This window comes from Cedecea sp. VD22, from assembly GCF_037150195.1.
Classification (GTDB): Bacteria; Pseudomonadota; Gammaproteobacteria; order Enterobacterales; family Enterobacteriaceae; genus Cedecea.
In genome coordinates, this window is sequence record NZ_JBBCPX010000008.1 from 125,197 (window position 1) to 151,901 (window position 26,705).

Sequence of the window (26,705 nt, forward strand, 5' to 3'; positions counted from 1 at the left end):
GAAAACCAATGCAATGGTTTTCCTGGTTTATGTAGAAACTGCGGCTGACAATGCTTCTTTCTGGTTCTGCTGCTCGTTGCCTGAAGCGGCCCCGAAGGGGCCGTTAGTGTTTGTAGAGCTTGCTTACTGCTCCTGAGGCGCTTCGCCATCAGGCAGCTTTGGCGACAGCGCGACAGGCTTATTGTCGATACGCGTTACCAGCAGCTGGTCGATGCGGTAGTTATCAATATCCACCACCTCAAACTTGTAGCCGGAGAACTTCACCGAGTCGGTGCGTTTCGGGATCTTACGCAGCATAAACATCATGAACCCGCCGATGGTTTCGTAGTTACCGGACTGCGGGAACTCATCGATATCCAGCACGCGCATCACGTCGTCAATTGGCGTGCCGCCTTCCACCAGCCATGAGTTTTCATCGCGGGCAACGATTTGCTCTTCCATCCCCTGGCCGACCAGGTCGCCCATCAGCGTCGTCATCACGTCGTTCAGGGTAATGATACCCACCACCAGCGCGTATTCGTTCATGATAACCGCGAAGTCTTCCCCGGCGGTTTTAAAGCTTTCCAGCGCTTCGGAGAGCGTCAGGGTGTCCGGCACAATCAGGGCGTTACGCAGATGCACGCCGCTGTTCAGCGCCATGCTTTGGTTGCCCAGCACGCGGTTCAGCAGCTCTTTGGAATCAACATAGCCAACGACGTGGTCGATATCGCCGTTACACACCAGGAACTTGGAATGCGGATGTTCAGCGATGGTGGACTTCAGGCTTTGCTCGTCGGCGTGCAGGTCGAACCAAATCACGTTTTCGCGCGAGGTCATGGAAGACGGCACGGTACGCGATTCCAGCTCAAAGACGTTTTCAATCAGTTCGTGTTCCTGCTTTCGCAGCACGCCTGCCAGCGCACCGGCTTCAAACACCGCGTAAACGTCGTCAGAAGTAATGTCGTCTTTACGCACCATTGGCAGCTTGAAGATGCGGAAAATAACGTTAGCCAGGCCGTTGAAGAACCACACTAAAGGTCTGAAAACAAACAGACAGAAGCGCATCGGGTTGATAATACGTAAAGCAACCGTTTCGGGAGAAATCATACCGATGCGTTTCGGGGTGAGGTCTGCGAACAGAATGAACAGGCTGGTGACGAGGGTGAATGAGATAATAAAGCTGAGCTGGTCGGCGAGTTCTGGAGCCAGAAAACGCTCCAACAGAATTTTAAACGCCGGTGAGAAAGCCGCATCGCCGACGATACCGCCGAGAATTGCCACGGCGTTAAGGCCAATTTGTACGACGGTAAAGAACATGCCCGGCGTTTCTTGCATCTTTAGCACGCGCTGGGCATTGACGTTGCCTTCATCGGCCAGCAGCTTAAGTTTGATTTTACGAGAGGCGGCAAGCGAGATCTCAGAGATTGAGAAAAAGGCACTAATAGCAATAAGGATAAGTATTATCAAAATACTGTTTAACATAATTTATCTGGCTGTTGTGGCCAGGTCCTCGGAAGGGAAAAGTGGATAAATCTCAGGGGTCAAACACAAGAAATGCTGGCCGCTTTTGTGAACGAGCCAGCAAATTCAAGGGGTAGTATAGCGTAAGGATGGGATGTGCTACCAGAGGCTGTAATTTAACCGGCGGAAAGCCGCGTTTTTATTGAACTGTTTTTTGATTAATGGGATTAACGTTTGGCGCATTGTATAAGCTGCTGTTCTTCTTTTTATCCCCGGAACTTTTCTTCTATTTTTGCCACTCACCTGACCGGTTAGCCCACTATCAGGAGAGCGTTCACATGGTCAATTCCGTTACTTCCGTGCACAGACAGGCGGCGGAGCTTCCTCCCTTACCGGAACACAGCGGCCAGCGACCGGCGTCGATCGCTTCGGGTTCATCTGTGGCCACTTCTGCTGCCGTAAGCGCGCATGAAAGCCTGCATTTCGTGGGTAACAGCGTTTATGGCTCGGCCAATGAAGCCGCGATCCATCACCAGCTTGGCACGCTGTTTGGCAAACATATTAACGGCGATAACCATGCTGAAATGCATGCTCTGATTGAGTCGAGAACCCGTGAATTACACAAAATGGGGGAAACGCCCGCCTCTGTTGAAGCCGTGCTGACTAAAGGGCACCAACTGGACAGGCTAGGGCAAGTTGCGCGAGGTGCTGTGCGAGCTATCCCGTTTGCCGCCGCGTCTGTTGCCTACGATAAAGTTCCGCTGCTGAGCGCTTTTGCCCACACTGCGGCGGAAATTGGCCTCCATGCTGGCCTGCAGTCCAGCATCGCCGACACCATTGGCACCACGCTGCTTAACCGCGCCACGGCAACAAATCCGTGGCTGTCTGCCAAAGACAGCGACCTGCATCCGGTCATGCGTGAAGCGGTAAAAGAGGCAAAAGCGAGCTTGCTGACGACGGTGGCAGAAACCGGGTTAGCCATTCAGACCTATTCGGCACGTAACCTGGCGCGCCTGGCGACGGCGGCCACCTTGACGCATTTTGCCGGGGCGAAAGTGGCCGGTGAAGCCGATACGTGGCTGTCCGCAGCGGGCGGCGTGGTGGCGGGTGGTGCGATGAGCGCCATTCTGCATGCGGTGGACGAAAACAAAGGCCGAACCGGGCCCGAGTATTTGCTGGGGCGCAACGACTGGCAGCAGCGGTTCACTGACTTGAAAAATACGCATGTGGTGAGCGATACGCTTAAAAACGCCGCTCAGCGCGTGGCGAAGCTGCCCCTGGACATTGCCACGGATAGCCTGAAAGCGACGGCAAGCGTTCTTTCTGCACCGAGCCTTGGGAAAACGGCGATGCTGGCCGGGGGCTTTGCCGGTGTGATTAGCCTGCGTAGCGCGATTGGCGCAGCTGTCGCCCACGCCTTCCCCAGAGTGAATGCCGCTTCGCTGAGCGCCATCAGCCATTCGACCAACGTCGTGGCCTCTGCCCCGGTGTTCTTCGCCGTACCTGCGGCTGAGATCCTCGCTGACGCCGTGGCGGACAAAATGACACAAACGCTGCAGGAAAAGGTCCCGGCTGCCGTGAACTCGGCGGCAGGCTGGATCGGGCATCAGCTGCAGACGGCCTTAAATCGCCAGCCAGCAACTTCCCTTAATGCCGCAGAGCAGCAGGTGTAAAGGAACCGATGGGGGAGTTACGTCCACACACAGGCAGTCTATTTTCGGAGCCTGATTATGCATATTAATTCTACGGCAGCGCGACCTTCAGGTCTGCCACCATTCTCCACCACATCCTCAACGGCAGCGGTGAAGGCCGCTTCCTCTGGCCTGCACGCGAGTGATTTACACGGCGATCTCAAGAATTGGACCGCTGCGGCTCCTACAGCGGAAGAAGGCAAAGCCAGAGCGGCGGCGTGTAGCGAAATAATGAATAACTTTCAGTGCCGTGGGGAAACATTAGATCTGAGCGAGCGAGGTCTGACGGCGCTACCTGACTCCCTGGGCGCGCTGACGCACCTTAAACATTTGAATTTGTCCGGCAACCCGCTGCAGACCTTTCCGGCCAAAGCGCTTTTACAGTTGGGCTCCCTGCAAACGCTGCAACTGGCGATGAATCAGCACAACCAGGGCGTACCGTTTCGTCGCTCGCATGAACGTTTTGCGGATGAAGGTTACAAACTGCAGTTTTTTGCCCAGGGCAATAACCGCGCGCAGGTAATTCATCAGCCTCCCCGGCAGAAAACGGCCTTATTCACCACCGACCTGGCACCTTGTCTGGCGGCGATGATTGTTCAGGATGGGAAAAGCCTGGCGCTGCATATGGATAATCCGCAGCGCAGTGGCTCAGGTGGGATCCCTCTGGATGATATGCTGTCCCGGCATTTGCATCCGTCGGCGCGCAAAACCGAGGTGTTCCTGGTCGGGGCTAACGATCAGGGATCGGCGGGTAACGTGCGGGCGATGCTGGCGGCGCTGAATAAGCATGGCGTGGCAAATAACATCAGCATGGCCAGCCTCGGGAATGGGCATACTTCCGCTACGCTGGATGTGAATAATCAAAAGGCCTGGGTTGGCTTTGGCTAACGACGTTAAAGAAAAAGCCAGTCGGTTGACTGGCTTTATCGCGAAGCTTACTGAGGCGGCAGACAAACGCCGATGCCGCCAATGCCGCAGTAGCCGTGCGGATTCTTGTACAGATATTGCTGGTGGTCGTCTTCCGCGTAGTAGAACGGACCTGCGTTGGCGATTTCAGTGGTGACCTGGCGTTTATCGCCGGCGGCATTCATCGCGGCCTGGAAACGTTCAAGGCTGGCGTGGGCGGCTTTGTCCTGTTCCGGCGTGAGCGGGTATATGGCCGAACGGTACTGGGTGCCGACGTCCCCGCCCTGGCGCATCCCCTGAGCCGGATCGTGATTTTCCCAAAACACCTGTAAAAGCTGCTCGTAGCTCACGACTTTCGGATCATAAACCACTCGCACCGCTTCAGCATGGCCGGTCTGGCCGCTGCAAACTTCGCGATAGGTTGGGTTGGGCGTGTAGCCGCCGCTGTAGCCGGCCGCCGTACTGTAGACGCCAGGAATCTCCCAATACAGGCGCTCTACGCCCCAAAAACATCCCATCGCAAACAGCGCGATTTCCATCCCGTCTGGTACATTTGTCATCGAGTGTTCGTTAACCGCGTGAAGCGTGGCGACCGGCATCGGCGTGTTGCGGCCCGGCAGGGCATCGGCCTGCGTCACATTGTGAGTTTTGTCGAAGAATGACATGGTGTTGGATCTCCCGAAAATCGGCAAAAAAGCGAGCGGTTGTCATCAGACCTGCAATTGCAGACAATACATCCGAGTTACAGACTACATTACATATAAGAAAGATTTAGGCTAGTGAGTTATTTTCAACCCTCGATGTTAGGGTTTTGTTAATCCGCGGAGCGGGAATGACGTTTCCTTCCAGGGGTGGGAACAAGGATATTCAGGAGAAAACGTGCCAGTAATCCGTACTTTATGTATTACAAGCCTGTGTGTGGCGAGCGCATGGGCAAACGCCGCGAGCGTGCGTTTGCAGGTTGAGGGACTCAGCGGTGAACTGCAAAAAAACGTCCGCGCTCAGCTTTCAACCATCCAAAGCGATGAAGTGACGCCGGATCGTCGCTTCCAGGCACGCGTCGACGACGCCATTCGCGCAGGGCTAAAGGCGTTGGGCTACTACGAGCCCACCATCAATTTCACGCTTAAACCACCGCCGCAGAACGGGGGGCGTCAGGTTTTGCTGGCACAGGTTGACGCCGGGCAGCCCGTGTTAATCGGCGGCACTGATGTGATTTTGCGCGGCGGTGCGCGGACAGATAAAGACTATCTGGCATTGCTGCCCAAGCGGCCAAAAATAGGTACCGTGCTCGATCACGCTGACTACGATAACTTCAAAAAAAGCCTCTCCAGTATCGCGCTGCGTAAGGGCTACTTCGACAGCGATTTCCGTAAGAGCCAGCTAGGTGTATCTCTCGAAAGGCATCAGGCATTCTGGGATATCGACTACGACAGCGGCGAGCGCTATCGCTTTGGGGCGGTGGCCTTTCAGGGCTCCCAGATTCGCGAAGAGTATTTGCAAAATCTTGTGCCCTTCAAGCAAGGGGACTATTACCAGTCGAGCGATCTGGCCGAGCTTAACCGCCGCCTGTCCGCCACCGGCTGGTTTAACTCCGTAGTGGTGGCGCCCGAATTTGACAAATCACGCCAGACTAAAGTGCTGCCATTGCAGGGCGTGGTGACGCCGCGCACTGAAAACACAATTGAAACCGGGGTAGGTTACTCCACGGACGTAGGGCCGCGCGTGAAGGCCAGCTGGAAAAAACCGTGGATGAACTCCTACGGCCACAGCCTGACAACCAGCACCAGCCTTTCCGGGCCGGAGCAAACGCTCGATTTCAGCTACAAAGTTCCGCTGTTAAAAAGCCCGCTGGAGCAGTACTACCTGGTCCAGGGCGGTTTTAAGCGAACCGATCTCAACGACACAAAATCGGACTCCACCACCGTAGCGCTGTCCCGCTACTGGGATATGTCCAGCGGCTGGCAACGCGCCGTTAACCTGCGCTGGAGCCTCGACCACTTTACGCAGGCAGATGTCACCAACACGACCATGCTGCTTTACCCCGGCGTCAGCCTGAACCGTACCCGCTCACGTGGGGGCCTGATGCCTACGTGGGGTGACTCACAGCGTTACTCGATCGATGTCTCTAATACGGCCTGGGGTTCTGGCGTCGATTTCGGCGTGTTCCAGGCACAAAACGTTTGGATACGTTCGCTGTATGAAAAACATCGTTTTGTCGTGCGCGGCAACGTGGGGTGGATCGAAACCAACGACTTCAAAAAAGTGCCGCCTGATCTGCGTTTCTTCGCCGGGGGCGACCGCAGTATTCGTGGCTATAAATACAAATCGATATCGCCAGAAGATAGCAACGGCAAGTTAACGGGGGCCTCCAAGCTGGCAACCGGCTCGCTGGAGTACCAGTACAACGTGACCGGCAAATGGTGGGGCGCGGCGTTCGTTGACTCCGGTGAAGCGGTGAATGACATCAAACGCAGCAACTTCAAAACCGGCGCGGGCGTTGGCGTGCGCTGGCAGTCCCCGGTTGGGCCTATCAAGCTCGACTTCGCCGTACCGGTGGGTGACAAGGAAGAGCACGGTTTACAGTTTTACATCGGTTTGGGGCCTGAACTATGAGTCGCTGGAAGAAAATAAGCCTCGCGGTGCTGGCTGTGATTGTGCTGCTGATCGCAGCAGTCGGTTTCCTGGTGGGGACTACGCCAGGCCTGCATTTGCTGTTTAAAGGCGCTAATCGCTGGGTGCCGGGGCTGAATATCGCTCAGGTTGACGGCGGCTGGCGTAATCTGACGTTAAAGAACCTGCGCTATGAGCAGCCCGGGGTCGCGGTGCGTGCGGGCGAGGTTCACCTTGCGGTGAAGCTAAACTGCCTGTGGCACAGCAGCCTGTGCGTAAATGATTTCTCGCTGAAAGATGTGGATGTTGCGGTCGACACGAAAAAAATGCCGCCGTCTGCCCCGGTGCAGGAAGAGGACAGCGGCCCGCTGAACCTCTCCACGCCGTACCCGATTACCCTGAGCCGCGTGGCGTTGAATAACGTTAACGTGAAAATCGACGACACCACCGTCTCGGTGATGGACTTCACCAGCGGCCTGACCTGGGAGCAGCGCAACCTGACGCTGACCCCGACATCGCTTGAAGGCTTGCTGATTGCGTTGCCGAAGGCCGCGCAGGTGGCAAAAGAAGAGATTGTTGAGCCGAAAATTCAACACCCTCAGCCGGAAGAAGCGCCGCTCGGGGAAACGCTGAAGCAACTGTTTGAGAAGCCGCTGCTGCCGGAAATGACGGATGTGAATTTGCCGGTAAATCTGAATATTCAGGAGTTTCGCGGCGCACGCCTGCGACTGACCGGCGATACGGATTTGCTGGTCAACTCGCTGCTGCTGAAAGTGAGCAGCATCGACGGCAATCTCAAGCTGGATGCGTTGGATGTGGACTCCTCTCAGGGGCTGGTGAATGCCACCGGCAGCGCGCAGCTACGCGACAACTGGCCGGTTGACTTAACGCTCAACAGCACGCTGAACATCGACCCGCTGAAAGGCGAAAAGGTGAAGATGACCGTGGGCGGCGCCCTGCGCGACGAGCTCAAAGTGGGCGTCAACCTTTCAGGGCCGGTGGGGATGCAGTTGAATGCCAAAACCCGACTTGCCGAAGCCGGGCTGCCGCTCAACGTTGAACTGGACAGCAAGCAGCTTGCCTGGCCGCTGACCGGCGAGAAGCAGTACCAGGCCGACGACCTTAAACTGCGTCTGACCGGTAAAATGACCGACTACAAGCTGGCCTTTAGTACCGCCGTGAAGGGCGATCAGGTTCCACCTGCCACCATCACGCTGGACGGCAAAGGCAACGAACAGCAGTTTAGCCTCGATAAGCTGCGCGTGGCTGCGCTACAGGGGAGTACGGATCTGAAAGCGCTGGTGGACTGGAGCAAAGCCATCAGCTGGCAGGGGGAGTTAACGCTGGCCGGCATCAACACGGCGAAGCAGTTCCCGGACTGGCCCGCGAAGCTGGACGGTAAGATCAAAACCCGGGGCAGCCTGTATGGCGGCAGCTGGCAGCTGGATATTCCCGAGCTGAAGCTTGCCGGCAATGTGAAGCAGAATAAGGTCAACGTGGAAGGCACTCTGCAGGGTAACAGCTACATGCAGTGGAAGGTGCCGGGCCTGCATGTGGCGCTGGGCCGCAATACGGTGGATGTGAAAGGCGAACTGGGCGAAAAAGATCTCAACCTGGACGCAAATATCAATGCCCCAAATCTGGATAACGCCTTGCCTGGTTTAGGCGGAACGGCGAAAGGGATCGTGAAAGTTCGCGGCGACGTGAAAGCGCCACAATTGCTGGCTGACCTGACCGCTAACGGCCTGCGCTGGCAGGAGTTGACGATTGCCCGTGTTCTGCTGAAAGGCGATGTAAAATCGAGCGACCAAATTGCCGGGAACCTCAACCTGCGCGTAGAACGTGTTGCTCAGCCGGGCGTGAAGGTTGATCTGGTCACGCTGGACGCGAAGGGTGATGAGAAGCAGCACCAGCTTCAACTGCGCGTTCAGGGAGAGCCTGTTTCCGGGCGCCTCAACCTGAGCGGCAGCTTCGACCGTAACGAAGAGCGCTGGCGCGGCAAGTTAACGGATACGCGTTTTGATACGCCGGTAGGACCGTGGGCGCTCAACCGCGAGCTGACGCTGGACTTCCGCAATAAAGAACAGAAAATCGCCATTGGCCCGCACTGCTGGGTTAACCCGAATGCCGAACTGTGTGTGCCGCAAACTATCGACGCCGGGGCGAAGGGGCGGGCGCTGGTAAACCTCAACCGCTTCGATCTTGCCATGCTTAAACCAGTGATGCCGGCGGATACTCAGGCCAGCGGCATGTTTACCGGTAAGGCAGACGTGAGCTGGGACAGCGAAGCTGGTGGCCTGCCGCAGGGCCAGGTGACGCTCAGCGGGCGCGGCGTGAAAGTGGCGCAGGTCGTGAACGGCAATACTTTGCCGGTTGCCTTCGACACGCTAAACCTCAACGCCGAACTGAAGAATAACCGCGCCCAGCTTGGCTGGCTGGTGAAGGTGGCGAATAACGGGCAGTTCGACGGCCAGGTTCAAATCACCGACCCACAGGGGCGGCGTAACCTTGGCGGCAACGTCAATATTCGCAACTTCTCCCTGGCGATTGCTAACGCCATCTTCTCGAAAGGCGAAAAGGCGGACGGTACGCTGAACGCGAACTTACGCCTCGGCGGCAACCTTGAGCGGCCGCAGATGTTCGGACAAATGCAGCTTAATGGCGTCGATGTCGAAGGCAACTTTATGCCGTTCGAGATGCAGCCTAGCCAGATTGCCATGAACTTTAACGGGATGAACTCCACGCTGCAGGGCGTGGTGCGCACGAAGCAGGGGCAGATTGTGTTAAGCGGTGACGCCGACTGGACGCAAATCGACAACTGGCGGGCGCGCATAGCCGCGAAGGGCAGCAAAGTGCGCATTACCGTGCCGCCGATGGTGCGCCTGGACGTTTCCCCGGATATTGAATTTGTGGCCACGCCAAGCCTGTTTACCCTCAACGGTAACGTTGATGTGCCGTGGGCGCGAATCGTGGTGCATGATGTGCCGGACAGCGCCGTGGGCGTCTCCAGCGATGAAGTGATGCTGGATAAAGATCTGAAGCCGATTAACCCTAAATCTGCCGGGATCCCGATCAACAGCAACCTGACGATTCACGTCGGCAACAACGTGCGGCTGGACGCTTTCGGCCTGAAAGCACGTCTGACCGGCGACCTGAAAATGGTGCAGGACAAGCAGGGACTCGGCCTCAACGGCCAGATCAACATTCCTCAGGGCCGATTCCATGCTTACGGGCAGGATCTTATCGTCCGCAAAGGCGAGCTGTTGTTCTCCGGCCCGCCGGACAACCCGTACCTGAATATTGAAGCCATCCGTAACCCGGACTCGACCGAAAACAGCGTGACGGCTGGCGTGCGTGTGACCGGCCCGGCAGATGAACCAAAAGCTGAAATATTCTCGGATCCGGCGATGTCCCAGCAGGAAGCCTTGTCCTACCTGCTTCGCGGCCAGGGCTTAGACACTTCCGGCAACGACGGCGACGCGATGACATCGATGCTTGTGGGTCTGGGGGTTGCACAAAGTGGTCAGGTTGTGGGTAAAATCGGCGAGACGTTTGGCGTAAGCAATCTGGCGCTCGACACCGCGGGGGTGGGTGATTCCTCTCAGGTGGTGGTTAGCGGCTATGTACTGCCGGGTCTACAGGTTAAATATGGCGTAGGTATTTTTGACTCTCTGGCGACGTTAACGTTACGTTATCGTCTGATGCCTAAGCTGTATCTGGAAGCGGTGTCTGGCGTAGATCAGGCACTAGATCTGCTCTATCAGTTTGAGTTTTAGCAATGCGAATATTTGTTTACGGCAGTTTACGACGCAAACAAGGCAACAGCCACTGGATGACCAACGCCCAGTGGCTGGGCGACCACACGCAGGAAAACTACGTGTTGTATAGCCTTGGGCATTATCCAGGCGCCGTGCCGGGTGATGGCGTGGTCTCCGGCGAAGTTTACCGGATAGACGCCTCTACGCTTTCTGAGCTGGACGCGCTGCGCACCAAAGGGGGAGAGTACAGCCGTCAGCTGATTCAGACCCCTTACGGCGGCGCGTGGATGTATGTCTATCAGCGTCCTGTCGAGGGGTTAACCCGTATCGACAGCGGGAACTGGCTGGATCGAGAAAAGTATTAATCACACCTAAGCGGCCACGCCAACACGTTGCCGTTTTTTTGCCTGTCTGCCTGATGAGGTGGAGGCAGAAACAAAAACACCGCCCTTGGGCGGTGTTTTTTCTTTCTGGCGGGCTAACTTACTTCTTAGCTGCGCGTTCGAAAGAAGCGATGATTTCAGCTTTAGCAGCTTCGGCGTTATCCCAGCCGTCAACTTTCACCCATTTGCCTTTCTCGAGATCTTTGTAGTGCTCGAAGAAGTGAGTGATCTGCGCTTTCAGCAGTTCTGGCAGGTCGTTCACATCTTTGATGTGATCGTACTCTTTGCTCAGTTTGGTGTGCGGAACCGCAACCAGTTTTGCATCTTCGCCAGACTCGTCGGTCATTTTCAGAACGCCAACTGGACGGCAACGGATCACGCTACCTGGCTCCAGCGGGTATGGAGTTGGGACCAGCACGTCAACCGGGTCACCGTCCAGAGACAGGGTGTGGTTGATGTAACCGTAGTTGCACGGGTAGAACATCGCGGTAGACATGAAACGGTCAACAAACAGCGCGCCGCTCTCTTTGTCTACTTCGTATTTGATTGGATCGGCGTTAGCAGGGATTTCGATAACAACGTAGATGTCTTCCGGCAGATCTTTACCCGCAGGGACGTTGAGTAAGCTCATGTCTGTTTCCTTTAACCTGGTGTATTTCAAGTGCCCGATATTATAGCCAACTGCGGTTAAATGTCTTTTGCTGTTTTTTGACCGCTACCCTCCGGATGCACCAAATGCCCCGCTTCAGGCTACTCAAATCTTGAGTCATTTCATTGTCATAATTGAGTTAAACATCATGGCAACAAGCACTTAACGAACGTAAATCACGCAAATTGATTAAACAATTTCCGAAAATTGCCGATAACACGCTCACTACTTTATTCATGAGCCATCGTTAAACCGGGAATTAAGCATGTTGAGAAATTTGTCGATTCGCACGGGGCTGCTGACGCTGTTAGCGGTTATGACGTTCTTGCTGTTGGTTGTAAGCGGCATCGGCATTTATGCCCTGCAGCAAAGTTCCACTTCTCTTGAGCGCATCAACCGCCTGCAGGGTGAGCAAATGGTGCGCATTAGCGATGGCTATATTCTGCTGCTTCGCGCCAGAAACGAGGCAAGCCAGGCGGTGCGCCAGATGGAAATTGGCATGCTGGACGACGCGACAAAAGCCACGCAGAATATCGTGGGTGAAGTTGGGCTGGCGCAGAAAAACCTGAAGTCCGTCATCGACAGCGGCGTGAATGACGACCAGGGTAACGCCCTGCTTACCGGCCTGGCGCAAAGCTTTGGCGCCTATCAGGCACAAGGTATTACGCCGATGCTGGCCGCGCTGCAAAAGCAAAGCCCGGACGACTATTACGACCTGCTGGAAAAAAGACTGATCCCGCTGGGACAGAAGTTTGATAATGACGTGCAGGCTTTCCAGAGCTGGGGCGAAACGCGCGGAAACAGTGAAGTGGCTGCCGTTCAGCTGCACAAGACCCTTGTTCTGGGCTTTATTATTTTTGCCGCACTGCTGACCGCCGCGATTATTGTGCTGGTCTGGCTGGCGCTGCGTCACCTGCTGTTGAAGCCGCTGGATGAGGCGATTCACCAACTGGAGTTTGTGGCCGATGGCGACCTGACCCAACCGCTTCCGCAAACGGGCAACAATGAATTTGGCCGTCTTGCCAGCGCGATTGTGGCGATGAGAACCTCGCTGGTGGAGTCGGTCAGCCGCGTGCGGGATGCCTCTTCCCAGATTGATACCGGCAGCCGTGAACTGGCGGCCGGCAACCTCAATCTTTCTCAGCGTACGGAGTCCACGGCGACCTCGTTGGAAGAAACAGCGGCCAGCATGGAGCAAATTACCGCGACGGTGAAGCAAAACGCCGATAACGCCGAGCAGGCGCACAAGCTGGCGAAAGTCGTCTCCGATACCGCCGACCGCGGCAGCGAAATGGTGTGCTACGTCATTGAGAAAATGCGCGATATTTCCGGTAGCGCGGGGCGTATCGCCGACATCCTGAGCGTTATCGACGGCATCGCTTTCCAGACCAATATTCTGGCCCTTAACGCTTCGGTGGAAGCTGCCCGCGCGGGTGAACAAGGCCGTGGTTTTGCCGTGGTCGCCGGTGAAGTTCGTACCCTGGCAAGCCGCAGCGCCGAGGCAGCAAAAGAGATCCGCGCATTGATTTCCGATTCGCAAACGCACGTGGGTGAGGGCAGCGAGCTGGCGCAGCAGGCCGGGGAAACCATGGACGAAATCGCCGAAGAAATTATGCGCATGACCAAACTGGTTCGCGAAATTGCCAACGCGTCAAACGAGCAAAGCCACGGTATTGAGCAGGTGAATATTGCGGTCAGCCAGATGGATGAAGCGGCACAGCAGAACGCGGCTTTAGTTGAGCAGTCCACTGCGGCAACGCATTCGCTTGAAGAGCAGTCGCAGCAGCTGGTCGCCGCGATGGCTTCGTTCCGCTATTAATCTCGTCACGCCTCTCCCATAAAGGAGAGGCGTATCACGTTGGGAAATCAGGCGTCCGGGTATTCGCGAATAAAACGCTCTACGTCATCGACCATGTGTTTTGTGCCGACGAAGAACGGGCGGCGCTGGTGCAGCGTGGTTGGGATGATATCCAGAATTCTCTCTTTCCCGTCGCTGGCTTTCCCGCCGGCCTGTTCCGCGAGGAACGCCATTGGGTTGCCCTCATACAGCAAACGCAGCTTGCCTTCCGGGTGGCTGGCGGTGCTTGGGTAAAGATAAATCCCGCCTTTCAGCAGGTTGCGGTGGAAGTCCGCCACCAGTGAACCAATGTAGCGCGAGGTGTACGGGCGCTTGCTGGCGGCATCTTCTTCCTGGCAGAACTTGATGTACTTCTTCACGCCGGTCGGGAATTTAATGTAGTTGCCTTCGTTAATGGAGTAGGTGTTGCCTCTCTCCGGGAAGCGCATACGTTCCTGACTCAGGCAGAAAACGCCGAGAGAAGGATCGTAGGTGAAGGCGTGTACGCCGCAGCCGGTGGTGTAAACCAGCATCGTTGATGAGCCGTAAACCACGTAGCCGGCGGCAACCTGTTGGTTACCCGGCTGGAGGAAATCCTCCTCGGTGACCGGCGTGCCGACTGGCGTAATGCGGCGGTAAATAGAGAAAATGGTGCCAACGGACACGTTGACATCGATGTTAGAAGATCCGTCAAGCGGGTCCATCAGCACGACATATTTTGCCTGCTCGGCGCCTTCAAAGACCACGATCTCGTCTTCTTCTTCGGAGGCGATACCGGCCACAATACCGCGCGCTTTTAACGCTGCCTTCAGTTTTTCATTCGCGAACAGGTCGAGTTTTTGCTGCTCTTCGCCCTGCACGTTTTCGGCACCGCTCGCCCCCAGGATATCGACCAGACCGGCCTTATTGATATCGCGGTGGATGATTTTAGCGCCCAGCTTTATTGCCGACAGTAAAGCCGTGAGCTCACCGGTAGCATGGGAAAACTCATGCTGCTTTTCGACAATAAATTCACCTAACGTTTTCATAACACTTTCCCTGCATCATTATGTTGGATAAAGCGATCGCAACAATCTTAACAAATTTTCAAATTGTCGCGCACAGGTGAATCGCGCCAGCAAGATAAGGAATATCCTGAAATGCGTTTCGCCTCCGCAGCCATGCGGTTAGAATGTGCGCCAAACAAAGAAAGGATAGTTTCGTATGCGCATTCATATTCTAGGGATCTGTGGCACCTTTATGGGCGGCCTGGCGATGCTGGCACGCTCTTTAGGGCATGAAGTGACGGGCTCGGACGCCAATGTTTACCCACCGATGAGTACGCTGCTCGAAGAGCAGGGGATCTCGTTAATCGAAGGTTATGACGCAAGCCAGCTCGACCCGCACCCGGACCTGGTGATCATCGGCAACGCGATGACGCGCGGTAATCCGTGCGTGGAGGCCGTTCTTGAGCAGGGCATTCCGTATATGTCCGGCCCGCAGTGGCTGCATGATTTTGTGCTGCGTGACCGCTGGGTGATTGCGGTGGCGGGGACGCACGGGAAAACCACCACCGCCGGTATGGCGACCTGGATCCTTGAAGCCTGCGGCTACAAGCCTGGCTTTGTTATCGGCGGCGTACCGGGCAACTTTGACGTCTCTGCGCGTCTGGGCGATAGCCCCTTCTTCGTTATTGAAGCCGATGAATATGACTGCGCGTTCTTCGACAAACGCTCCAAATTTGTCCATTACTGCCCGCGGACGCTGATCCTCAATAACCTTGAGTTCGATCACGCGGATATCTTTGACGATCTGAAAGCGATCCAGAAGCAGTTCCATCACCTGGTGCGCATCGTCCCGGGGCAGGGCAAAATTATCTGGCCGGAAAACGACGCCAATCTGAAGCAAACCCTGGCGATGGGCTGCTGGAGTGAGCAGGAGCTGGTGGGCGATCAGGGCCACTGGCAGGCGAAGAAGCTGACGACCGATGCTTCTCAGTGGGAAGTTTACCTGGATGGCGAATGCGTTGGCACCGTGAACTGGCAGCTGGTCGGCGAGCACAACATGCACAACGGCCTGATGGCTATTGCCGCTGCCCGGCATGTTGGCGTTACCCCAGCTGACGCGGCCCAGGCGCTGGGTAGTTTTGTGAACGCTCGTCGCCGCCTTGAACTGCGCGGCGAAGCGCATGGCGTCACCGTTTATGACGATTTTGCACATCACCCGACGGCGATTCTGGCTACGCTTGCTGCCCTGCGCGGGAAAGTGGGCGGCACCGCTCGCATTCTGGCCGTGCTGGAACCTCGTTCTAACACCATGAAAATGGGCGTCTGCAAAGACGATCTGGCTCCTTCGCTGGGGCGCGCGGACGAAGTGTTCCTGCTTCAGCCGCAGCACATTCCGTGGCAGGTTGCTGAAGTGGCGGAAGCGTGCGTGCAGCCAGCGCACTGGAGCGCAGACGTGGACACGCTCGCGGAGATGGTAGTGAAAACGGCCCAGCCTGGCGACCATATTCTGGTCATGAGCAACGGCGGCTTCGGCGGTATTCATCAGAAACTGCTGGATGGTCTGGCGAAGAAAGCTGAACAGCAGAGTGAGCAGGCGTTTTAAGCGCAGAGCATGATGAGAAAAAGGGCGTGCCTTACGGGACGCCCTTTTTGTTTAGTAGAGTTCAGGGGCCTTAGAATCTGGCCCAAAGCGGTTAGTTCCCGGCGTGCCATCCTGGCAGTTGAATGCCAGAATAATCAGCCAGCCGACAATCGGGATTAACAGCAGCAGCAGCCACCAGGCTGAGCGGTCGGTGTCGTGCAGGCGGCGAAACTGGACTGCCCAAAGCGGCAGCAAAACCAGAACGGTATAAATCGTGGTGAGTGCCCCTTCATCCTTGGCGATGTGCAGCCCAAGCATTTTATCCAGCACGCTCAGCACGCCCGCCAGGATGAAGTTCACCAGATGAAACATCCAATACTCTTTGCGGCGAGCCCGCCCGCCAAACCCAATGTAATTTCTTAATGCTTTGAAATACCAATCCATCTAAGGCCTGCCTTGATTATCCGACAATCACCTGAACGGGAAGCGATCGATTCAAGAATAGTCGTGAATGCACAGGCCGTAAATCGTTGTTGTGCTGAATATTCTTAACTCTTCCTAAACCGCTCATCTCGCCCGTGCGGCTCGTCTAAATCTTGTGCAGGGCCGATGGAAATGATGCCGGTTGGGTTGATAGTTTTATGGCTGCAATAATAGTGGGTACGGATATGCGGGAAACTTACCGTTTCACGGACGCCGGGTAACTGATAGATATCGCGCAGGAAGCCGTAAAGATTTGGGTAGTCGCTGATGCGGTATTTATCGCACTTGAAGTGGGTGACATACACCGGGTCAAAACGCACAAGGGTCGTCCACAGGCGAATGTCTGCCTCGGTTAGCTGCGGGCCGGTTAAGTAGCGATGCTGACCAAGAATTTGCTCCAGACGCGCCAGGGAGATAAAGACTTTTTCAACGGCTTCATTGTAGGCTTCCTGAGAAGTGGCAAAACCCGCTTTGTATACGCCGTTATTCACCGTGTCATAAATCCAGCCGTTCAGCTCATCAATCTCGCCTTTTAGCTCGTCGGGGTAATAGTTGCCGGGACGCGCACCCAGGGCATCAAAAGCCGTATTAAACATCCGAATGATTTCTGCGGACTCGTTGCTGACGATCGTCTGGTTTTTCTTATCCCAAAGTACGGGCACCGTCACGCGGCCCGTGTAATGAGGATCGGCCTGTAGATAAAGCTGGTAGAGGAACTCATGGTGGTAAAGCGTGTCGCCGGTTGCTTCCGGGAAATTTTCCGCGAACGTCCAGCCGTTTTGCAGCATCAACGGGTTAACGACGGAAACGGAAATAAAGGGCTCGAGGCCTTTTAGCTTACGCACGATAAGCGTCCGGTGCGCCCAGGGGCAGGCAAGAGACACATAGAGATGATAGCGATCTTTCTCTGCGGCGAATCCCGCTTTGCCTGAGGGGCCTGCTGCACCGTCGGCAGTCAGCCAGTTGCGGAAGGCGGATTCAGAGCGTTTAAAGCGGCCGCCGGTCGATTTGGTGTCGTACCAGACGTCATGCCAGACGCCGTCGATGAGTTGTCCCATTTTTTCTCCTCCTCAATAGCAAAAAAGCGAAGACGGTGTCTTCGCTTTCTCGGTGTTCATCAGTATAGAACGCTTACCATTTTTTATTCAGGACGCGGTCAAGGCTGATTGCGCCTGGGCCGAAGACCGCCAGCAACAGGTAGCCACCTGCGATGGTGAAGTTTTTCATGAACATAATAGAGTTCACGCCTTCAGCAAAGTTGCTGTGGAACAGGAACGCGGTCAGCACGGTAAACAGCGCAGTGATCAGCGCGGTTGTACGGGTCAGGAAGCCGAACAGAATAGCCAGACCGCCGCCGAACTCAAGCAGAATGGTCAGCGGCAGCAGCGCGCCCGGCACGCCCATGGCTTCCATGTACTGCTGTGTGCCTGCATAACCGGTGATTTTGCCCCAGCCAGCGGTAATAAACAGGATTGGCATCAGAATACGAGCAACCAGTACGCCAACATCTTCTAATTTTTTCATTTTTCTCTCCAGCGGTTCTTTTTTTCCGGCGTTCTCGGCCAGGGCTTAAAAGGTGTGCAAACTCCAGTGATTACCGATGTTTGCTGTCGATGGGGAGGATAATAGACGGGGTGAAAAAAGATTGTTAGCAAGGAAAACTGTCTAAGTTCTTCAAATATCCTGAGGAAACTAAGTCAGGAAAGTAAAAATACGAGGTATGGAAGAGAAGGGGCAGAAATAAAAACACCGCCAGAGGCGGTGTTTAAGTTTAGCGCGAAGGCGTGTTAAGCGTGTTACGAATCAGCCGCCAGGTGCTCCAGGCGCCAAATCCTCGTTTGGCCCAGCGCATGAACTTACCTGGGTGCTTCACCGTCCAGATTGCCAACACGCTGCTGGCGATCATCGCGTAGCTACGCAGGCTGACTAAGGTGTTCCAGCCGCGATCGTAGGGGCTGGTGACCTGCAGCCAGTCGCGTTTTGCGGCGCTGAGATCGAGCCGCTGCTGCTGAACCTGACTGAGCAGATAGGCTTTACGTTTATCACGTTCGGCATCGCTCATCGCTTATCCTCTTCCAGCAGGGCCCTGTCGTTTTCCAGCTCGCGCCGGGTGTGGCGCAGCAGGGTTGATTGACGGGACTTCCGCAGCGTCCAGATGCCGCCGATCAATGCCAGCGACAGCAGGACGACGGTGGTAGCAATCATGGCGTTAAGACGATACTGCGGATCAACGGCCCAGATAATCAGCACCATCAGGCTCATTAAGCCAAAGGCAGCGAACAGCATGGTCAGCCCCAGCATCAGCAGCAGCTGAACGATGTGCGCTTTTTCCTCTTCCAGTTCGACGACGGCAAGACGCACGCGCGTTTCGACCATGCCGACCAGAATCGTCACCAGTCGCTGGCCAACGCCGAGTACGCTTTTGCCCGGCCCCTGGCTTTGGTGAGAATCCGCCATCTTAGCGACGTGCCAGCAGCACACCCAGCACGACGCCTACCGCCGCACCAATGCCTACACCGGTCCAAGGGTTCTCGCGAACATAATCATCCGCTTTGGCAGCCGCTTCACGGGTCTGTTTGGCGATGGCTTCGCTGGTTTCACCCAGGCGATCCCGGCTCTCTTTTAGCGTTTTTTCCGCTTTGGCACGCAGTTTGTCCAGTTCAGTTTTTGACTTGTCCGTGGACGCACTCAGGACTTCTTCAAGCGTATCTGCCAGGGATTTCAACTCAGCGCGTAAATGTTCTGACGTAGTATCTTTTGACATAGTTCTCTCCGAGTGTTTGAGATGGATCCTTAAAGTCTGCGACTACACAATCAGTAATCACGCTTCTCTAAAGCTTTGAGGCTATCTTCTGCTTCCGCAAGTTTCTTCTCGCGTTTGGTGATTTTGTCCGGGTCACCCTTCTGACGGGCTTCGATGAGATCGGCTTTACGCTCTTCGATTTCCGCTTTTTGTTTGGCTATCTTCTTTTGGTGCTCCGCACGCAGGCTAGTGTCGCTGCAGTTGGTGCGTACTTCACTCAGGGCCTTTTTCAGGCCATCAATACGGTGCTGATTATTATGTTTTTCCGCATAGCCAATCTCGCGTTGAATATCCTGCTCTTTCTCGTTGCACAAGGTATTTGCCTGTGCGGCAGAGGTTAGCGTGAGTAAAGCAAGAGCCAGTACGGTGCGGTAATTCATGGTTAAACCTTCCATTGTAAGACGAATCATAAAAGTATCAGACGATCATACTCCATGCGTCGTTCCAGAGTGTCGAAAAAGCGCAGATAAAGCGTAGTAAAAACAGCTAAAGCATAGTCATGAATCTGCTAAAAACCTAGAAGATGATAGCAAATTCAGACTGAAAGAAGGGGTCAGCCGAGGTGGTTGTGGTCAGGGCGCAGAATAGAGAGCCAGGCTAGCGCGTCTTTATCGCCGTCCTGCTGGGCAATGACATACCCCTGAGGCAGCGTGCGGTTGAGGACTTCTTTCGCCGCCTCACTCTGCGCGCTGGAATCAAACGTAACCAATAGCGTGTTATTGAGCGGCGTAATGCTTTTAAAGCGGATACCGTTGGCATCCAGGTGGTGCCAGACATAAAAGCCATCGGGAATACTCCCGCCCTGCCGCGAGGCACGAATTTCGAGGGTGGAATCCTTATTCTGCATGCCGGACCACACCATCAGCGATGCAATCGCCAGGGCCCCAACAAGCAGCGCCGCCTTCAGGCGGCGTGTGAACGCTAATTTCATCGAATCCCTCTAACTGCTCTGGCCGCGTTTTTTACGCCAAAGCACGATTAACGAACCGACCAGACCGATGACCAGAAGCACCACCGGGATCAGCATCAGGCATGACATCAGGGCGTCTTCGTACTTCAGGAAGACAGGCGTTTTGCCCAGCAGATAACCCAGGGTGGTCAGAATCAATATCCACAGCAGGCCGCTCATCCAGTTGAAGAACTGAAAACGTGCGCTACTAAGACCTGATAATCCGGCAATAGTTGGCAGCAGGGTACGAACAAAAGCAATAAAGCGGCCAATGAGCAGCGCAGACAGCCCGTGCTTATGGAAAAGCTGATGTGAGCGCTGGTGATAATGGGCCGGCAGGTGCGACAGCCAGTTTTGTACAATACGGGTATTTCCCAACCAGCGCCCCTGGATATAGCCCAGCCAGCTGCCGAGGCTCGCGGCTATGGTCAACAGCGCCAGCGTTTCCGGGAAACCCATCGCCCCTTTGGCGATCAGTACCCCGACCAGTACCAGCAGGCTGTCGCCGGGTAAGAACGCAGCCGGAAGTATGCCGTTCTCAAGAAATATAATCATGAACAGCACAAAATAGAGCATGCCAATCATCGATGGATTGGCAAGCGTTTCAAAATCCTGGCTCCAGAGAGCGGAAAGCAGTTGAGTCAGTAGTTCCATTCAGGGTTCCTGGCACTTCGTTTAGGCCGCCGGTGAAACGGATGAGCAGAATGCAGCATGGTTTTTATTCTTATTTGCTGACAACAACCCACTGCCTGTGCTGCGGTGTCGGACTAATACCACGCGAAACGACAGCGGGATGGCGCTGAGCCCACACAGGCTGTGAAATTGCATCTAATTGTAACAAAACTACGCGTTATACGTCACAGTATTTGCAGTTTGTTGAGGAATGATTTTGCTTACTGGGGGAGAGGCTGGCGAGGGTATTTACAAACGCTGACACTATTTATGGTTTGCTTACCCTCGACCGGAAAAATGACTATTTTTGACCGTTTGCGGCTGTATCAAGGTGAATGACCGGGTTTTCTGCAAAGAAATAGCGATCGGCATTGAATTCAAAATCATCGCTGGTGGCGTTAAACAGCATTTGACGGGTGTTTTCCAGATGCTGCCACATCGCCAGTTTTGCCGCATGTGGATCTTTACGAATCAGAGCTTTAAGAATCTGATCGTGATCATCACACCAGTTGTCTACCGGGCGCATATCGATGTGTTCGTGCAGTTTCTTCCAGTACGGGTTGTGGATGCGGTGACTCCACATTTTTTCGACGATGGTCGCCAGCGCGCCGTTTTGCGTAGCCAGTGCAACCTGGACGTGAAACTGCAGATCCCACTCAGAATCACGGTAAGTTTGCTCTTTTCGCGCTTTTTCCTGGATCTCCATCAGTTTCACAATATCTTGCTTGGTGACCTGGGTGGCGGCGAACTCCGCGATATTACTTTCAATAAGCTGCCTCGCCTGCAGCAGCTCGAAAGGGCCATAATTGGCGAACTCAAAACGCTCATCCGGCACGGTCATGTATTTTGCCTGGTTAGACATGACGTGAATGCCCGAGCCCTTGCGAACCTCAACGTAGCCTTCCACTTCCAGCATGATGATTGCTTCGCGGACGACGGTGCGGCTGACGTTTTTCTCTTCGGCGATAAACCGCTCCGCAGGCAGTTTTTCCCCGACCTGATAAACACCGGTTTCAATGCGTTGTTTTAATTCGGCGGCAAGCTGCTGATAAAGGCGGCGGGGTTCTACGGCATCCATAAGTTGCTCCGGAAGAGGGCTGTACGTGAATAAATTTGTTATACCACTTTTCCCGGTGACGCTCTAGCAACCAACGTGAGAATTGCCGCCCGAAGGCGGCGGTTTTTACATCAAGACTGTGTCACGGCCTCCGGGGCGGGAGCAGTGGCTGCGAGTTCGCTGGCAGACTGGTTTTTCAGCACCGTCCAGATAACAATCGCGCCGAGGAGATCGAACACGGCAAGCGCCGCGAAAAGCGGACTGAATCCCATTGTGTCGGCCAGCGCGCCGACGACCAGGGCAAACAAGGTGCTGGCGGTCCAGGCTGCCATGCCCGTCAGGCCGTTCGCCGTGGCGACTTCGTTCCGGCCAAAAACGTCGGACGACAGGGTGATTAACGCCCCGGACAGCGCCTGATGAGCAAATCCACCCACGCAGAGCAAGGCAATCGCCACGTAAGGGCTGGTAAACAGGCCTATCGTGCCAGGCCCAATCATCAGGATGGCCCCCATAGTGACCACCAGCTTGCGAGAAACAATCAGGTTAACGCCAAACCAACGCTGGAACAGCGGCGGTAAATAGCCCCCAAGAATGCAGCCAAAGTCGGCAAACAGCATGGGCATCCACGCGAACATCGCGATTTCTTTCAGGTTGAAGCCGTAGGCCTTAAACATGAACAGCGGGATCCAGGCATTGAATGTGCCCCACGCGGGTTCGGCCAGGAAGCGTGGCAGGGAGATGCCCCAGAACTGGCGGTTACGCAGGATTTTCCACGCCGACATCTTTTTCGTGTTATCGGTCTGGTGCTGGGCTTCCTGGCCGCTAATGATGTACTCACGCTCTTCGCTGGTGAGTTTTTTCTGGTCGCGGGGGTTTTTGTAGAACCACAGCCAGATCATGGCCCAGATAAAGCTCAGTGCGCCGGTTATCATGAACGCCATCTGCCAGCTGTGCATCACAATGGCCCAGACCACCAGCGGCGGGGCAATCATTGCCCCAATGGAAGAGCCGACGTTGAAGTAGCCCACCGCAATAGAGCGTTCTTTGGCGGGGAACCACTCGCTGCTGGCCTTTAATCCTGCGGGGATCATCGCCGCTTCGGCGGCACCGACTGCGCCACGGGCAAGTGCGAGACCGCCCCAACTCCCCGCCAGCGCGGTTGCTCCACAGAAAATAGCCCAGGCGACGGCGAACACCGCGTAGCCCACTTTGGTGCCCAGCACGTCGAGCAGATAGCCCGCGACGGGCTGCATAACGGTATAACAAGCCGAATAGGCGGCGATGATCCACGAGTATTGCTGCGTGGTGATATTCAGTTCGCTCATCAGCGTGGGCGCCGCGACGGCCACCGTGTTGCGGGTCAGATAGCCCAGCACGGTGCCCAGCGTCACCAGCGCTATCATGTACCAGCGTAAACCTTTTATTTTTCGCATTTCTAACCCCATCCCGTCTTTATTGTGAACGTTGTTCCCGATAAATCGGCTCCGTTCCTGCTCTTGTCACCCATGGGCCGGGGCAAGCGTTGCCCGGCAAGAGGTACTGCGACGGTTTGAACGATAACTTGTCATACATCTTTATAAGTTGAGTGATATCACAAAAGCTTTTTCGCGTAATGTTGGGTTATACCTTGCTCTCAGGTCAGTATCGGCGCGGGATTTAGTCCGTTTTATGCACATAAAGACGGAAATTATGTGTTTGTTTTGTGACCATTAACGCAAAATTGAGGTCGTTGCAGGGAAATTGGTGTGATAACTTCGTGCCATCATGATGCGAATGCATAGCACCGTTATCTGCAGAGGATATCTCTTATGACCCCCTTTATGACTGAAGACTTTCTTCTTGATACTGAATTCGCCCGCCGCTTGTACCATGACTACGCGAAATCGCAGCCCATTTTTGATTACCACTGCCACCTGCCGCCGCAGCAAATAGCGGACAACTATCGCTTTAAAAACCTGTATGACATCTGGCTGAAAGGGGATCACTACAAGTGGCGAGCAATGCGAACTAACGGCGTGGCTGAGCGGCTGTGTACCGGCGATGCCAGCGACCGCGAAAAGTTTGATGCCTGGGCTGCCACCGTGCCGCATACCCTCGGCAATCCGCTCTATCACTGGACGCATCTGGAGCTGCGCCGCCCGTTTGGTATTACCGGCAAACTGCTCTCGCCGGCAACGGCGGAAGACATCTGGCAGCAGTGTAACGCTTTGCTGGAGCAGGATTCGTTCACCGCCAGAGGCATCATGCAGCAGATGAACGTGAAAATGGTCGGCACCACTGACGATCCGGTGGATTCTCTGGCGCACCACGCCGCCGTGGCCAAAGATGGCAGCTTCGACATCAAAGTGCTGCCGAGCTGGCGGCCGGACAAAGCCTTTAATATCGAACAGGCGACGTTTACCGGCTACATTTCGACGCTGGCCGCCGTGTCCGACACCGATATTCGTCGCTTTAGCGACCTCCAGGCGGCGCTGAGCAAAAGACTCGATCATTTTGCTGCCCACGGCTGTAAGGTCGCCGATCACGCGCTGGACGTGGTGGTCTTTGCCGAAGCGGATGAAGCTACGCTGGATGCTATTCTTGCCCGTCGTCTGGCTGGCGGCGCGGTTAACGACACCGAAGTCGCGCAATTTAAAACGGCGGTGCTGGCCTGGCTTGGCACGGAATACGCCCGTCGCGGCTGGGTGCAGCAGTACCATATCGGCGCGCTGCGCAACAATAACCAGCGGCAGTTCCGCCTGCTGGGGCCGGATGTAGGCTTTGATTCGATAAACGATCGCCCGCTGGCCGAGCCGCTGTCGAAACTGTTAAGTAAGCAAAATGAAGAAAACCTGCTGCCGAAAACTATTCTCTACTGCCTCAATCCTCGGGATAACGAGGTGATTGGCACGATGGTCGGTAACTTCCAGGGAGAAGGGATGCCAGGCAAAATGCAGTTCGGCTCCGGCTGGTGGTTTAACGATCAGAAAGACGGCATGGAGCGGCAGATGACCCAGCTTGCCCAGCTTGGGCTGCTGAGCCGCTTCGTTGGTATGCTAACCGACAGCCGCAGTTTCCTCTCCTACACGCGCCACGAATACTTCCGCCGTATTCTGTGCCGCATGCTTGGCCACTGGGTCCAGGCAGGGGAAGTGCCTGAAGATATGCCGCTGCTGGGGGAGATGGTGAAAAACATCTGTTTCAACAACGCCCGCGACTACTTTGCCATTGAGCTGAACTGAGGCCGCGATGCGATATATCAGGATCCATGCGCTGGATAACGTTGCTGTTGCGTTGGTGGACCTGCCGGAAGGCGAAGAGATAGGTACTCCGCCGGAAGCTTTCAGGCTGCGCCAGCCGATCGCGCGCGGCCATAAGTTTGCGCTCCAGCCAATTGCCGAAGGGGCAAACGTCGTGAAGTACGGCTTGCCTATTGGTCACGCACTTTGCCATGTCGCGGCAGGTGAGCATCTGCATTCCCATAACCTGCGCACCAACCTTAATGACGTCGATGAATACCGCTATCAGCCGGAAGCCGTGCCAGCGGCGGAGCCTTTTGGCGACCGGAACGTCAACATCTATCGCCGCAGCAACGGCGCGGTCGGCGTTCGTAACGAGCTATGGATCCTGCCGACTGTTGGCTGCGTGAACGGCATGGCTCGCCAGATGCTGAGCCGTTTCCTGCAGGAAACCAATAACGCCCCGGATATCGACGGTGCCTGGCTGTTCAGCCATCAGTTTGGCTGCTCCCAACTGGGGGACGACCATCTCAACACCCGCACCATGCTGCAAAACATGGTGCATCACCCAAACGCGGGCGCGGTGCTGGTGGTGGGGCTGGGCTGCGAGAACAATCAGATCGCTGCTTTCCGCGAAACCTTAGGTGAATACGACCCAGAACGCGTTCATTTCATGGCGCTTCAGCAGCAGGACGATGAGGTTGAAGCGGGGCTGGAGCATCTCCACGCTTTGTATGAGGTCATGCGCCACGACAGGCGCGAACCGGGTAAACTGAGCGAGCTGAAATTCGGGCTGGAATGCGGCGGTTCGGACGGCCTCTCCGGTATTACCGCCAACCCGATGCTGGGCCGGTTCTCGGACTATATGGTGGCGAACGGTGGCACCACGGTACTGACGGAAGTGCCGGAAATGTTCGGCGCGGAACGGCTGTTGATGAGCCATTGCCGGGACGAAGCCACGTTTGAGAAAACCGTGGCGATGGTCAACGACTTCAAACGCTACTTCATTGCACACCAGCAGCCCATCTACGAGAATCCGTCGCCGGGGAATAAAGCGGGCGGGATCACCACGCTTGAGGAGAAATCCCTCGGCTGTACGCAAAAAGCCGGTGAAAGCCAGGTGGTCGATGTTCTTCGCTATGGAGAAAGGCTAAAACAGGCTGGCTTAAACTTGCTGAGTGCGCCGGGTAACGACGCGGTCGCCACCAGCGCGCTGGCGGGAGCTGGCTGCCATATGGTGTTGTTCAGTACCGGGCGAGGGACGCCCTACGGCGGCTTTGTGCCGACGCTAAAAATCGCCACTAACAGCGAACTGGCCGCGAAAAAACCGCACTGGATAGACTTTGACGCAGGCAGGCTGCTGCATGGCAGCACGATGCCCGAGCTGCTGGCGCAGTTTATTGAGACGATAGTTGAGAAAGTGAACGGCGCGCCAACCTGCAACGAGAAAAATGATTTTCGCGAGCTGGCGCTGTTTAAAAGCGGCGTCACGCTATGAGTGCCTTCTCCCCAGCGGTGAGGAGAAAAACACTTAATAGGGTAGAGCAGTCCGCAATCTATCCCCTCTAATAGGGTAGAGCAGTCCACAATCTATCCCCTCTCCCTTGTAGGGAGAGGGTTAGGGTGAGGGGTAAACCAGAAGCGATGCTGCGGTTTAAGTCAGTGCCGAACACCCAGC

The 26,705-nt window shown here is 55.4% G+C and carries 24 protein-coding genes; 9 read left to right on the plus strand and 15 right to left on the minus strand.

What is annotated here, in order from left to right:
* Positions 1-123: 123 nt before the first annotated feature.
* Positions 124-1,461: a hemolysin family protein gene (locus tag WFK85_RS15550; RefSeq protein ID WP_039299843.1), complete on the minus strand. Its 1,338-nt coding sequence runs from the start codon at positions 1,459-1,461 to the stop codon at positions 124-126.
* A gap of 317 nt (positions 1,462-1,778) precedes the next feature.
* Between WFK85_RS15550 and WFK85_RS15555 the strand changes: the two genes are divergently transcribed.
* On the plus strand, positions 1,779-3,113 hold the full coding sequence (locus WFK85_RS15555; protein WP_336708839.1) for a hypothetical protein: 1,335 nt from the start codon (positions 1,779-1,781) through the stop codon (positions 3,111-3,113).
* A gap of 249 nt (positions 3,114-3,362) precedes the next feature.
* Entirely contained in the window at positions 3,363-4,019 is a 657-nt protein-coding gene (locus WFK85_RS15560; protein WP_336708841.1) for a leucine-rich repeat domain-containing protein, read from the plus strand.
* A 47-nt stretch (positions 4,020-4,066) separates the two neighbouring features.
* Here WFK85_RS15560 and msrA read toward each other — a convergent pair whose 3' ends face one another.
* A complete protein-coding gene (gene msrA, locus WFK85_RS15565; protein WP_008460438.1) occupies positions 4,067-4,702 on the minus strand; it encodes a peptide-methionine (S)-S-oxide reductase MsrA in 636 nt (211 codons plus the stop codon).
* Between the two features lie 214 nt (positions 4,703-4,916).
* On the opposite strand from msrA, the gene tamA reads away from it, so the two are divergent.
* The 3 genes from tamA to WFK85_RS15580 are packed head-to-tail and all read left to right on the plus strand — an operon-like array spanning position 4,917 to position 10,773.
* Entirely contained in the window at positions 4,917-6,653 is a 1,737-nt protein-coding gene (tamA, locus tag WFK85_RS15570) for an autotransporter assembly complex protein TamA (RefSeq protein WP_336708843.1), read from the plus strand.
* Positions 6,650-10,426, plus strand: coding sequence for an autotransporter assembly complex protein TamB (gene tamB, locus WFK85_RS15575; protein WP_336708845.1), 3,777 nt, complete (start codon positions 6,650-6,652; stop codon positions 10,424-10,426). The genes tamA and tamB overlap by 4 nt, the downstream gene beginning before the upstream one ends.
* A 2-nt stretch (positions 10,427-10,428) precedes the next feature.
* The gene (locus WFK85_RS15580) at positions 10,429-10,773 is read left to right on the plus strand and encodes a gamma-glutamylcyclotransferase family protein (protein ID WP_008460443.1); all 345 of its coding nucleotides are present in this window, start codon (positions 10,429-10,431) and stop codon (positions 10,771-10,773) included.
* A gap of 118 nt (positions 10,774-10,891) precedes the next feature.
* Here WFK85_RS15580 and ppa read toward each other — a convergent pair whose 3' ends face one another.
* Positions 10,892-11,422 carry an inorganic diphosphatase gene (ppa, locus tag WFK85_RS15585; protein WP_008460444.1) on the minus strand — a complete coding sequence of 177 codons (531 nt, stop codon included), beginning with the start codon at positions 11,420-11,422 and terminating at the stop codon, positions 10,892-10,894.
* Between the two features lie 283 nt (positions 11,423-11,705).
* On the opposite strand from ppa, the gene WFK85_RS15590 reads away from it, so the two are divergent.
* The gene (locus tag WFK85_RS15590; protein ID WP_336708847.1) at positions 11,706-13,259 is read left to right on the plus strand and encodes a methyl-accepting chemotaxis protein; all 1,554 of its coding nucleotides are present in this window, start codon (positions 11,706-11,708) and stop codon (positions 13,257-13,259) included.
* Positions 13,260-13,306: 47 nt separating this feature from the next.
* On the opposite strand, the gene fbp is transcribed toward WFK85_RS15590, so the two are convergent.
* A complete protein-coding gene (fbp, locus tag WFK85_RS15595; protein ID WP_008460446.1) occupies positions 13,307-14,305 on the minus strand; it encodes a class 1 fructose-bisphosphatase in 999 nt (332 codons plus the stop codon).
* Between the two features lie 175 nt (positions 14,306-14,480).
* On the opposite strand from fbp, the gene mpl reads away from it, so the two are divergent.
* Positions 14,481-15,866 (plus strand): UDP-N-acetylmuramate:L-alanyl-gamma-D-glutamyl-meso-diaminopimelate ligase, encoded by a 1,386-nt coding sequence (mpl, locus tag WFK85_RS15600; RefSeq protein WP_008460447.1) that lies wholly within the window; start codon positions 14,481-14,483, stop codon positions 15,864-15,866.
* A gap of 51 nt (positions 15,867-15,917) precedes the next feature.
* Here the strand turns inward: mpl and WFK85_RS15605 are convergent, their stop codons facing one another.
* The 11 genes from WFK85_RS15605 to WFK85_RS15655 all read right to left on the minus strand — a co-directional run bounded on the left by WFK85_RS15605 (position 15,918) and on the right by WFK85_RS15655 (position 23,242).
* Positions 15,918-16,289: a DUF805 domain-containing protein gene (locus WFK85_RS15605; RefSeq protein ID WP_008460449.1), complete on the minus strand. Its 372-nt coding sequence runs from the start codon at positions 16,287-16,289 to the stop codon at positions 15,918-15,920.
* 104 nt (positions 16,290-16,393) lie between these two features.
* Positions 16,394-17,386, minus strand: a complete 993-nt coding sequence (locus WFK85_RS15610; protein ID WP_336708849.1) for a glutathione S-transferase family protein — start codon at positions 17,384-17,386, stop codon at positions 16,394-16,396.
* A 73-nt stretch (positions 17,387-17,459) separates the two neighbouring features.
* A complete protein-coding gene (locus WFK85_RS15615; RefSeq protein WP_038476076.1) occupies positions 17,460-17,852 on the minus strand; it encodes a DoxX family protein in 393 nt (130 codons plus the stop codon).
* Between the two features lie 247 nt (positions 17,853-18,099).
* The gene (locus tag WFK85_RS15620) at positions 18,100-18,390 is read right to left on the minus strand and encodes a YqjK-like family protein (RefSeq protein WP_008460455.1); all 291 of its coding nucleotides are present in this window, start codon (positions 18,388-18,390) and stop codon (positions 18,100-18,102) included.
* A complete protein-coding gene (locus tag WFK85_RS15625) occupies positions 18,387-18,785 on the minus strand; it encodes a phage holin family protein (protein WP_008460458.1) in 399 nt (132 codons plus the stop codon). Before WFK85_RS15625 ends, WFK85_RS15620 begins: the two co-directional genes overlap by 4 nt.
* 1 nt (position 18,786) lies before the next feature.
* Positions 18,787-19,092, minus strand: a complete 306-nt coding sequence (locus WFK85_RS15630; RefSeq protein WP_008460461.1) for a DUF883 family protein — start codon at positions 19,090-19,092, stop codon at positions 18,787-18,789.
* A gap of 50 nt (positions 19,093-19,142) precedes the next feature.
* Complete coding sequence (locus WFK85_RS15635) at positions 19,143-19,511, minus strand: DUF1090 domain-containing protein (RefSeq protein ID WP_008460462.1); 369 nt, start codon at positions 19,509-19,511, stop codon at positions 19,143-19,145.
* A gap of 173 nt (positions 19,512-19,684) precedes the next feature.
* Positions 19,685-20,062: an EnvZ/OmpR regulon moderator MzrA gene (mzrA, locus tag WFK85_RS15640; RefSeq protein ID WP_166867124.1), complete on the minus strand. Its 378-nt coding sequence runs from the start codon at positions 20,060-20,062 to the stop codon at positions 19,685-19,687.
* Between the two features lie 9 nt (positions 20,063-20,071).
* Positions 20,072-20,734 carry a DedA family general envelope maintenance protein YqjA gene (gene yqjA / locus WFK85_RS15645; protein WP_008460467.1) on the minus strand — a complete coding sequence of 221 codons (663 nt, stop codon included), beginning with the start codon at positions 20,732-20,734 and terminating at the stop codon, positions 20,072-20,074.
* Between the two features lie 319 nt (positions 20,735-21,053).
* On the minus strand, positions 21,054-21,830 hold the full coding sequence (exuR, locus tag WFK85_RS15650) for a transcriptional regulator ExuR (protein WP_039299895.1): 777 nt from the start codon (positions 21,828-21,830) through the stop codon (positions 21,054-21,056).
* A gap of 110 nt (positions 21,831-21,940) precedes the next feature.
* On the minus strand, positions 21,941-23,242 hold the full coding sequence (locus tag WFK85_RS15655; RefSeq protein ID WP_336708853.1) for an MFS transporter: 1,302 nt from the start codon (positions 23,240-23,242) through the stop codon (positions 21,941-21,943).
* 375 nt (positions 23,243-23,617) lie between these two features.
* Here WFK85_RS15655 and uxaC point away from each other — a divergent pair, with 375 nt between their 5' ends.
* Both uxaC and WFK85_RS15665 read left to right on the plus strand, forming a co-directional pair.
* Complete coding sequence (gene uxaC / locus WFK85_RS15660) at positions 23,618-25,030, plus strand: glucuronate isomerase (RefSeq protein WP_166993363.1); 1,413 nt, start codon at positions 23,618-23,620, stop codon at positions 25,028-25,030.
* Positions 25,031-25,037: 7 nt separating this feature from the next.
* Positions 25,038-26,525, plus strand: coding sequence for a UxaA family hydrolase (locus WFK85_RS15665; protein WP_336708855.1), 1,488 nt, complete (start codon positions 25,038-25,040; stop codon positions 26,523-26,525).
* Positions 26,526-26,705 lie beyond the last annotated feature (180 nt).

Bases quoted from the DNA above. Each gene is read 5' to 3' on its own strand.
- WFK85_RS15550 (WP_039299843.1), bottom strand. From the start codon at position 1,461: ATGTTAAACAGTATTTTGATAATACTTATCCTTATTGCTATTAGTGCC.
- WFK85_RS15555 (WP_336708839.1), top strand. From the start codon at position 1,779: ATGGTCAATTCCGTTACTTCCGTGCACAGACAGGCGGCGGAGCTTCCT.
- WFK85_RS15560 (WP_336708841.1), top strand. From the start codon at position 3,363: ATGAATAACTTTCAGTGCCGTGGGGAAACATTAGATCTGAGCGAGCGA.
- msrA (WP_008460438.1), bottom strand. From the start codon at position 4,702: ATGTCATTCTTCGACAAAACTCACAATGTGACGCAGGCCGATGCCCTG.
- tamB (WP_336708845.1), top strand. From the start codon at position 6,650: ATGAGTCGCTGGAAGAAAATAAGCCTCGCGGTGCTGGCTGTGATTGTG.
- WFK85_RS15580 (WP_008460443.1), top strand. From the start codon at position 10,429: ATGCGAATATTTGTTTACGGCAGTTTACGACGCAAACAAGGCAACAGC.
- ppa (WP_008460444.1), bottom strand. From the start codon at position 11,422: ATGAGCTTACTCAACGTCCCTGCGGGTAAAGATCTGCCGGAAGACATC.
- WFK85_RS15590 (WP_336708847.1), top strand. From the start codon at position 11,706: ATGTTGAGAAATTTGTCGATTCGCACGGGGCTGCTGACGCTGTTAGCG.
- fbp (WP_008460446.1), bottom strand. From the start codon at position 14,305: ATGAAAACGTTAGGTGAATTTATTGTCGAAAAGCAGCATGAGTTTTCC.
- mpl (WP_008460447.1), top strand. From the start codon at position 14,481: ATGCGCATTCATATTCTAGGGATCTGTGGCACCTTTATGGGCGGCCTG.
- WFK85_RS15605 (WP_008460449.1), bottom strand. From the start codon at position 16,289: ATGGATTGGTATTTCAAAGCATTAAGAAATTACATTGGGTTTGGCGGG.
- WFK85_RS15610 (WP_336708849.1), bottom strand. From the start codon at position 17,386: ATGGGACAACTCATCGACGGCGTCTGGCATGACGTCTGGTACGACACC.
- WFK85_RS15615 (WP_038476076.1), bottom strand. From the start codon at position 17,852: ATGAAAAAATTAGAAGATGTTGGCGTACTGGTTGCTCGTATTCTGATG.
- WFK85_RS15620 (WP_008460455.1), bottom strand. From the start codon at position 18,390: ATGAGCGATGCCGAACGTGATAAACGTAAAGCCTATCTGCTCAGTCAG.
- WFK85_RS15625 (WP_008460458.1), bottom strand. From the start codon at position 18,785: ATGGCGGATTCTCACCAAAGCCAGGGGCCGGGCAAAAGCGTACTCGGC.
- WFK85_RS15630 (WP_008460461.1), bottom strand. From the start codon at position 19,092: ATGTCAAAAGATACTACGTCAGAACATTTACGCGCTGAGTTGAAATCC.
- WFK85_RS15635 (WP_008460462.1), bottom strand. From the start codon at position 19,511: ATGAATTACCGCACCGTACTGGCTCTTGCTTTACTCACGCTAACCTCT.
- mzrA (WP_166867124.1), bottom strand. From the start codon at position 20,062: ATGAAATTAGCGTTCACACGCCGCCTGAAGGCGGCGCTGCTTGTTGGG.
- yqjA (WP_008460467.1), bottom strand. From the start codon at position 20,734: ATGGAACTACTGACTCAACTGCTTTCCGCTCTCTGGAGCCAGGATTTT.
- exuR (WP_039299895.1), bottom strand. From the start codon at position 21,830: ATGGATGCCGTAGAACCCCGCCGCCTTTATCAGCAGCTTGCCGCCGAA.
- WFK85_RS15655 (WP_336708853.1), bottom strand. From the start codon at position 23,242: ATGCGAAAAATAAAAGGTTTACGCTGGTACATGATAGCGCTGGTGACG.
- uxaC (WP_166993363.1), top strand. From the start codon at position 23,618: ATGACCCCCTTTATGACTGAAGACTTTCTTCTTGATACTGAATTCGCC.
- WFK85_RS15665 (WP_336708855.1), top strand. From the start codon at position 25,038: ATGCGATATATCAGGATCCATGCGCTGGATAACGTTGCTGTTGCGTTG.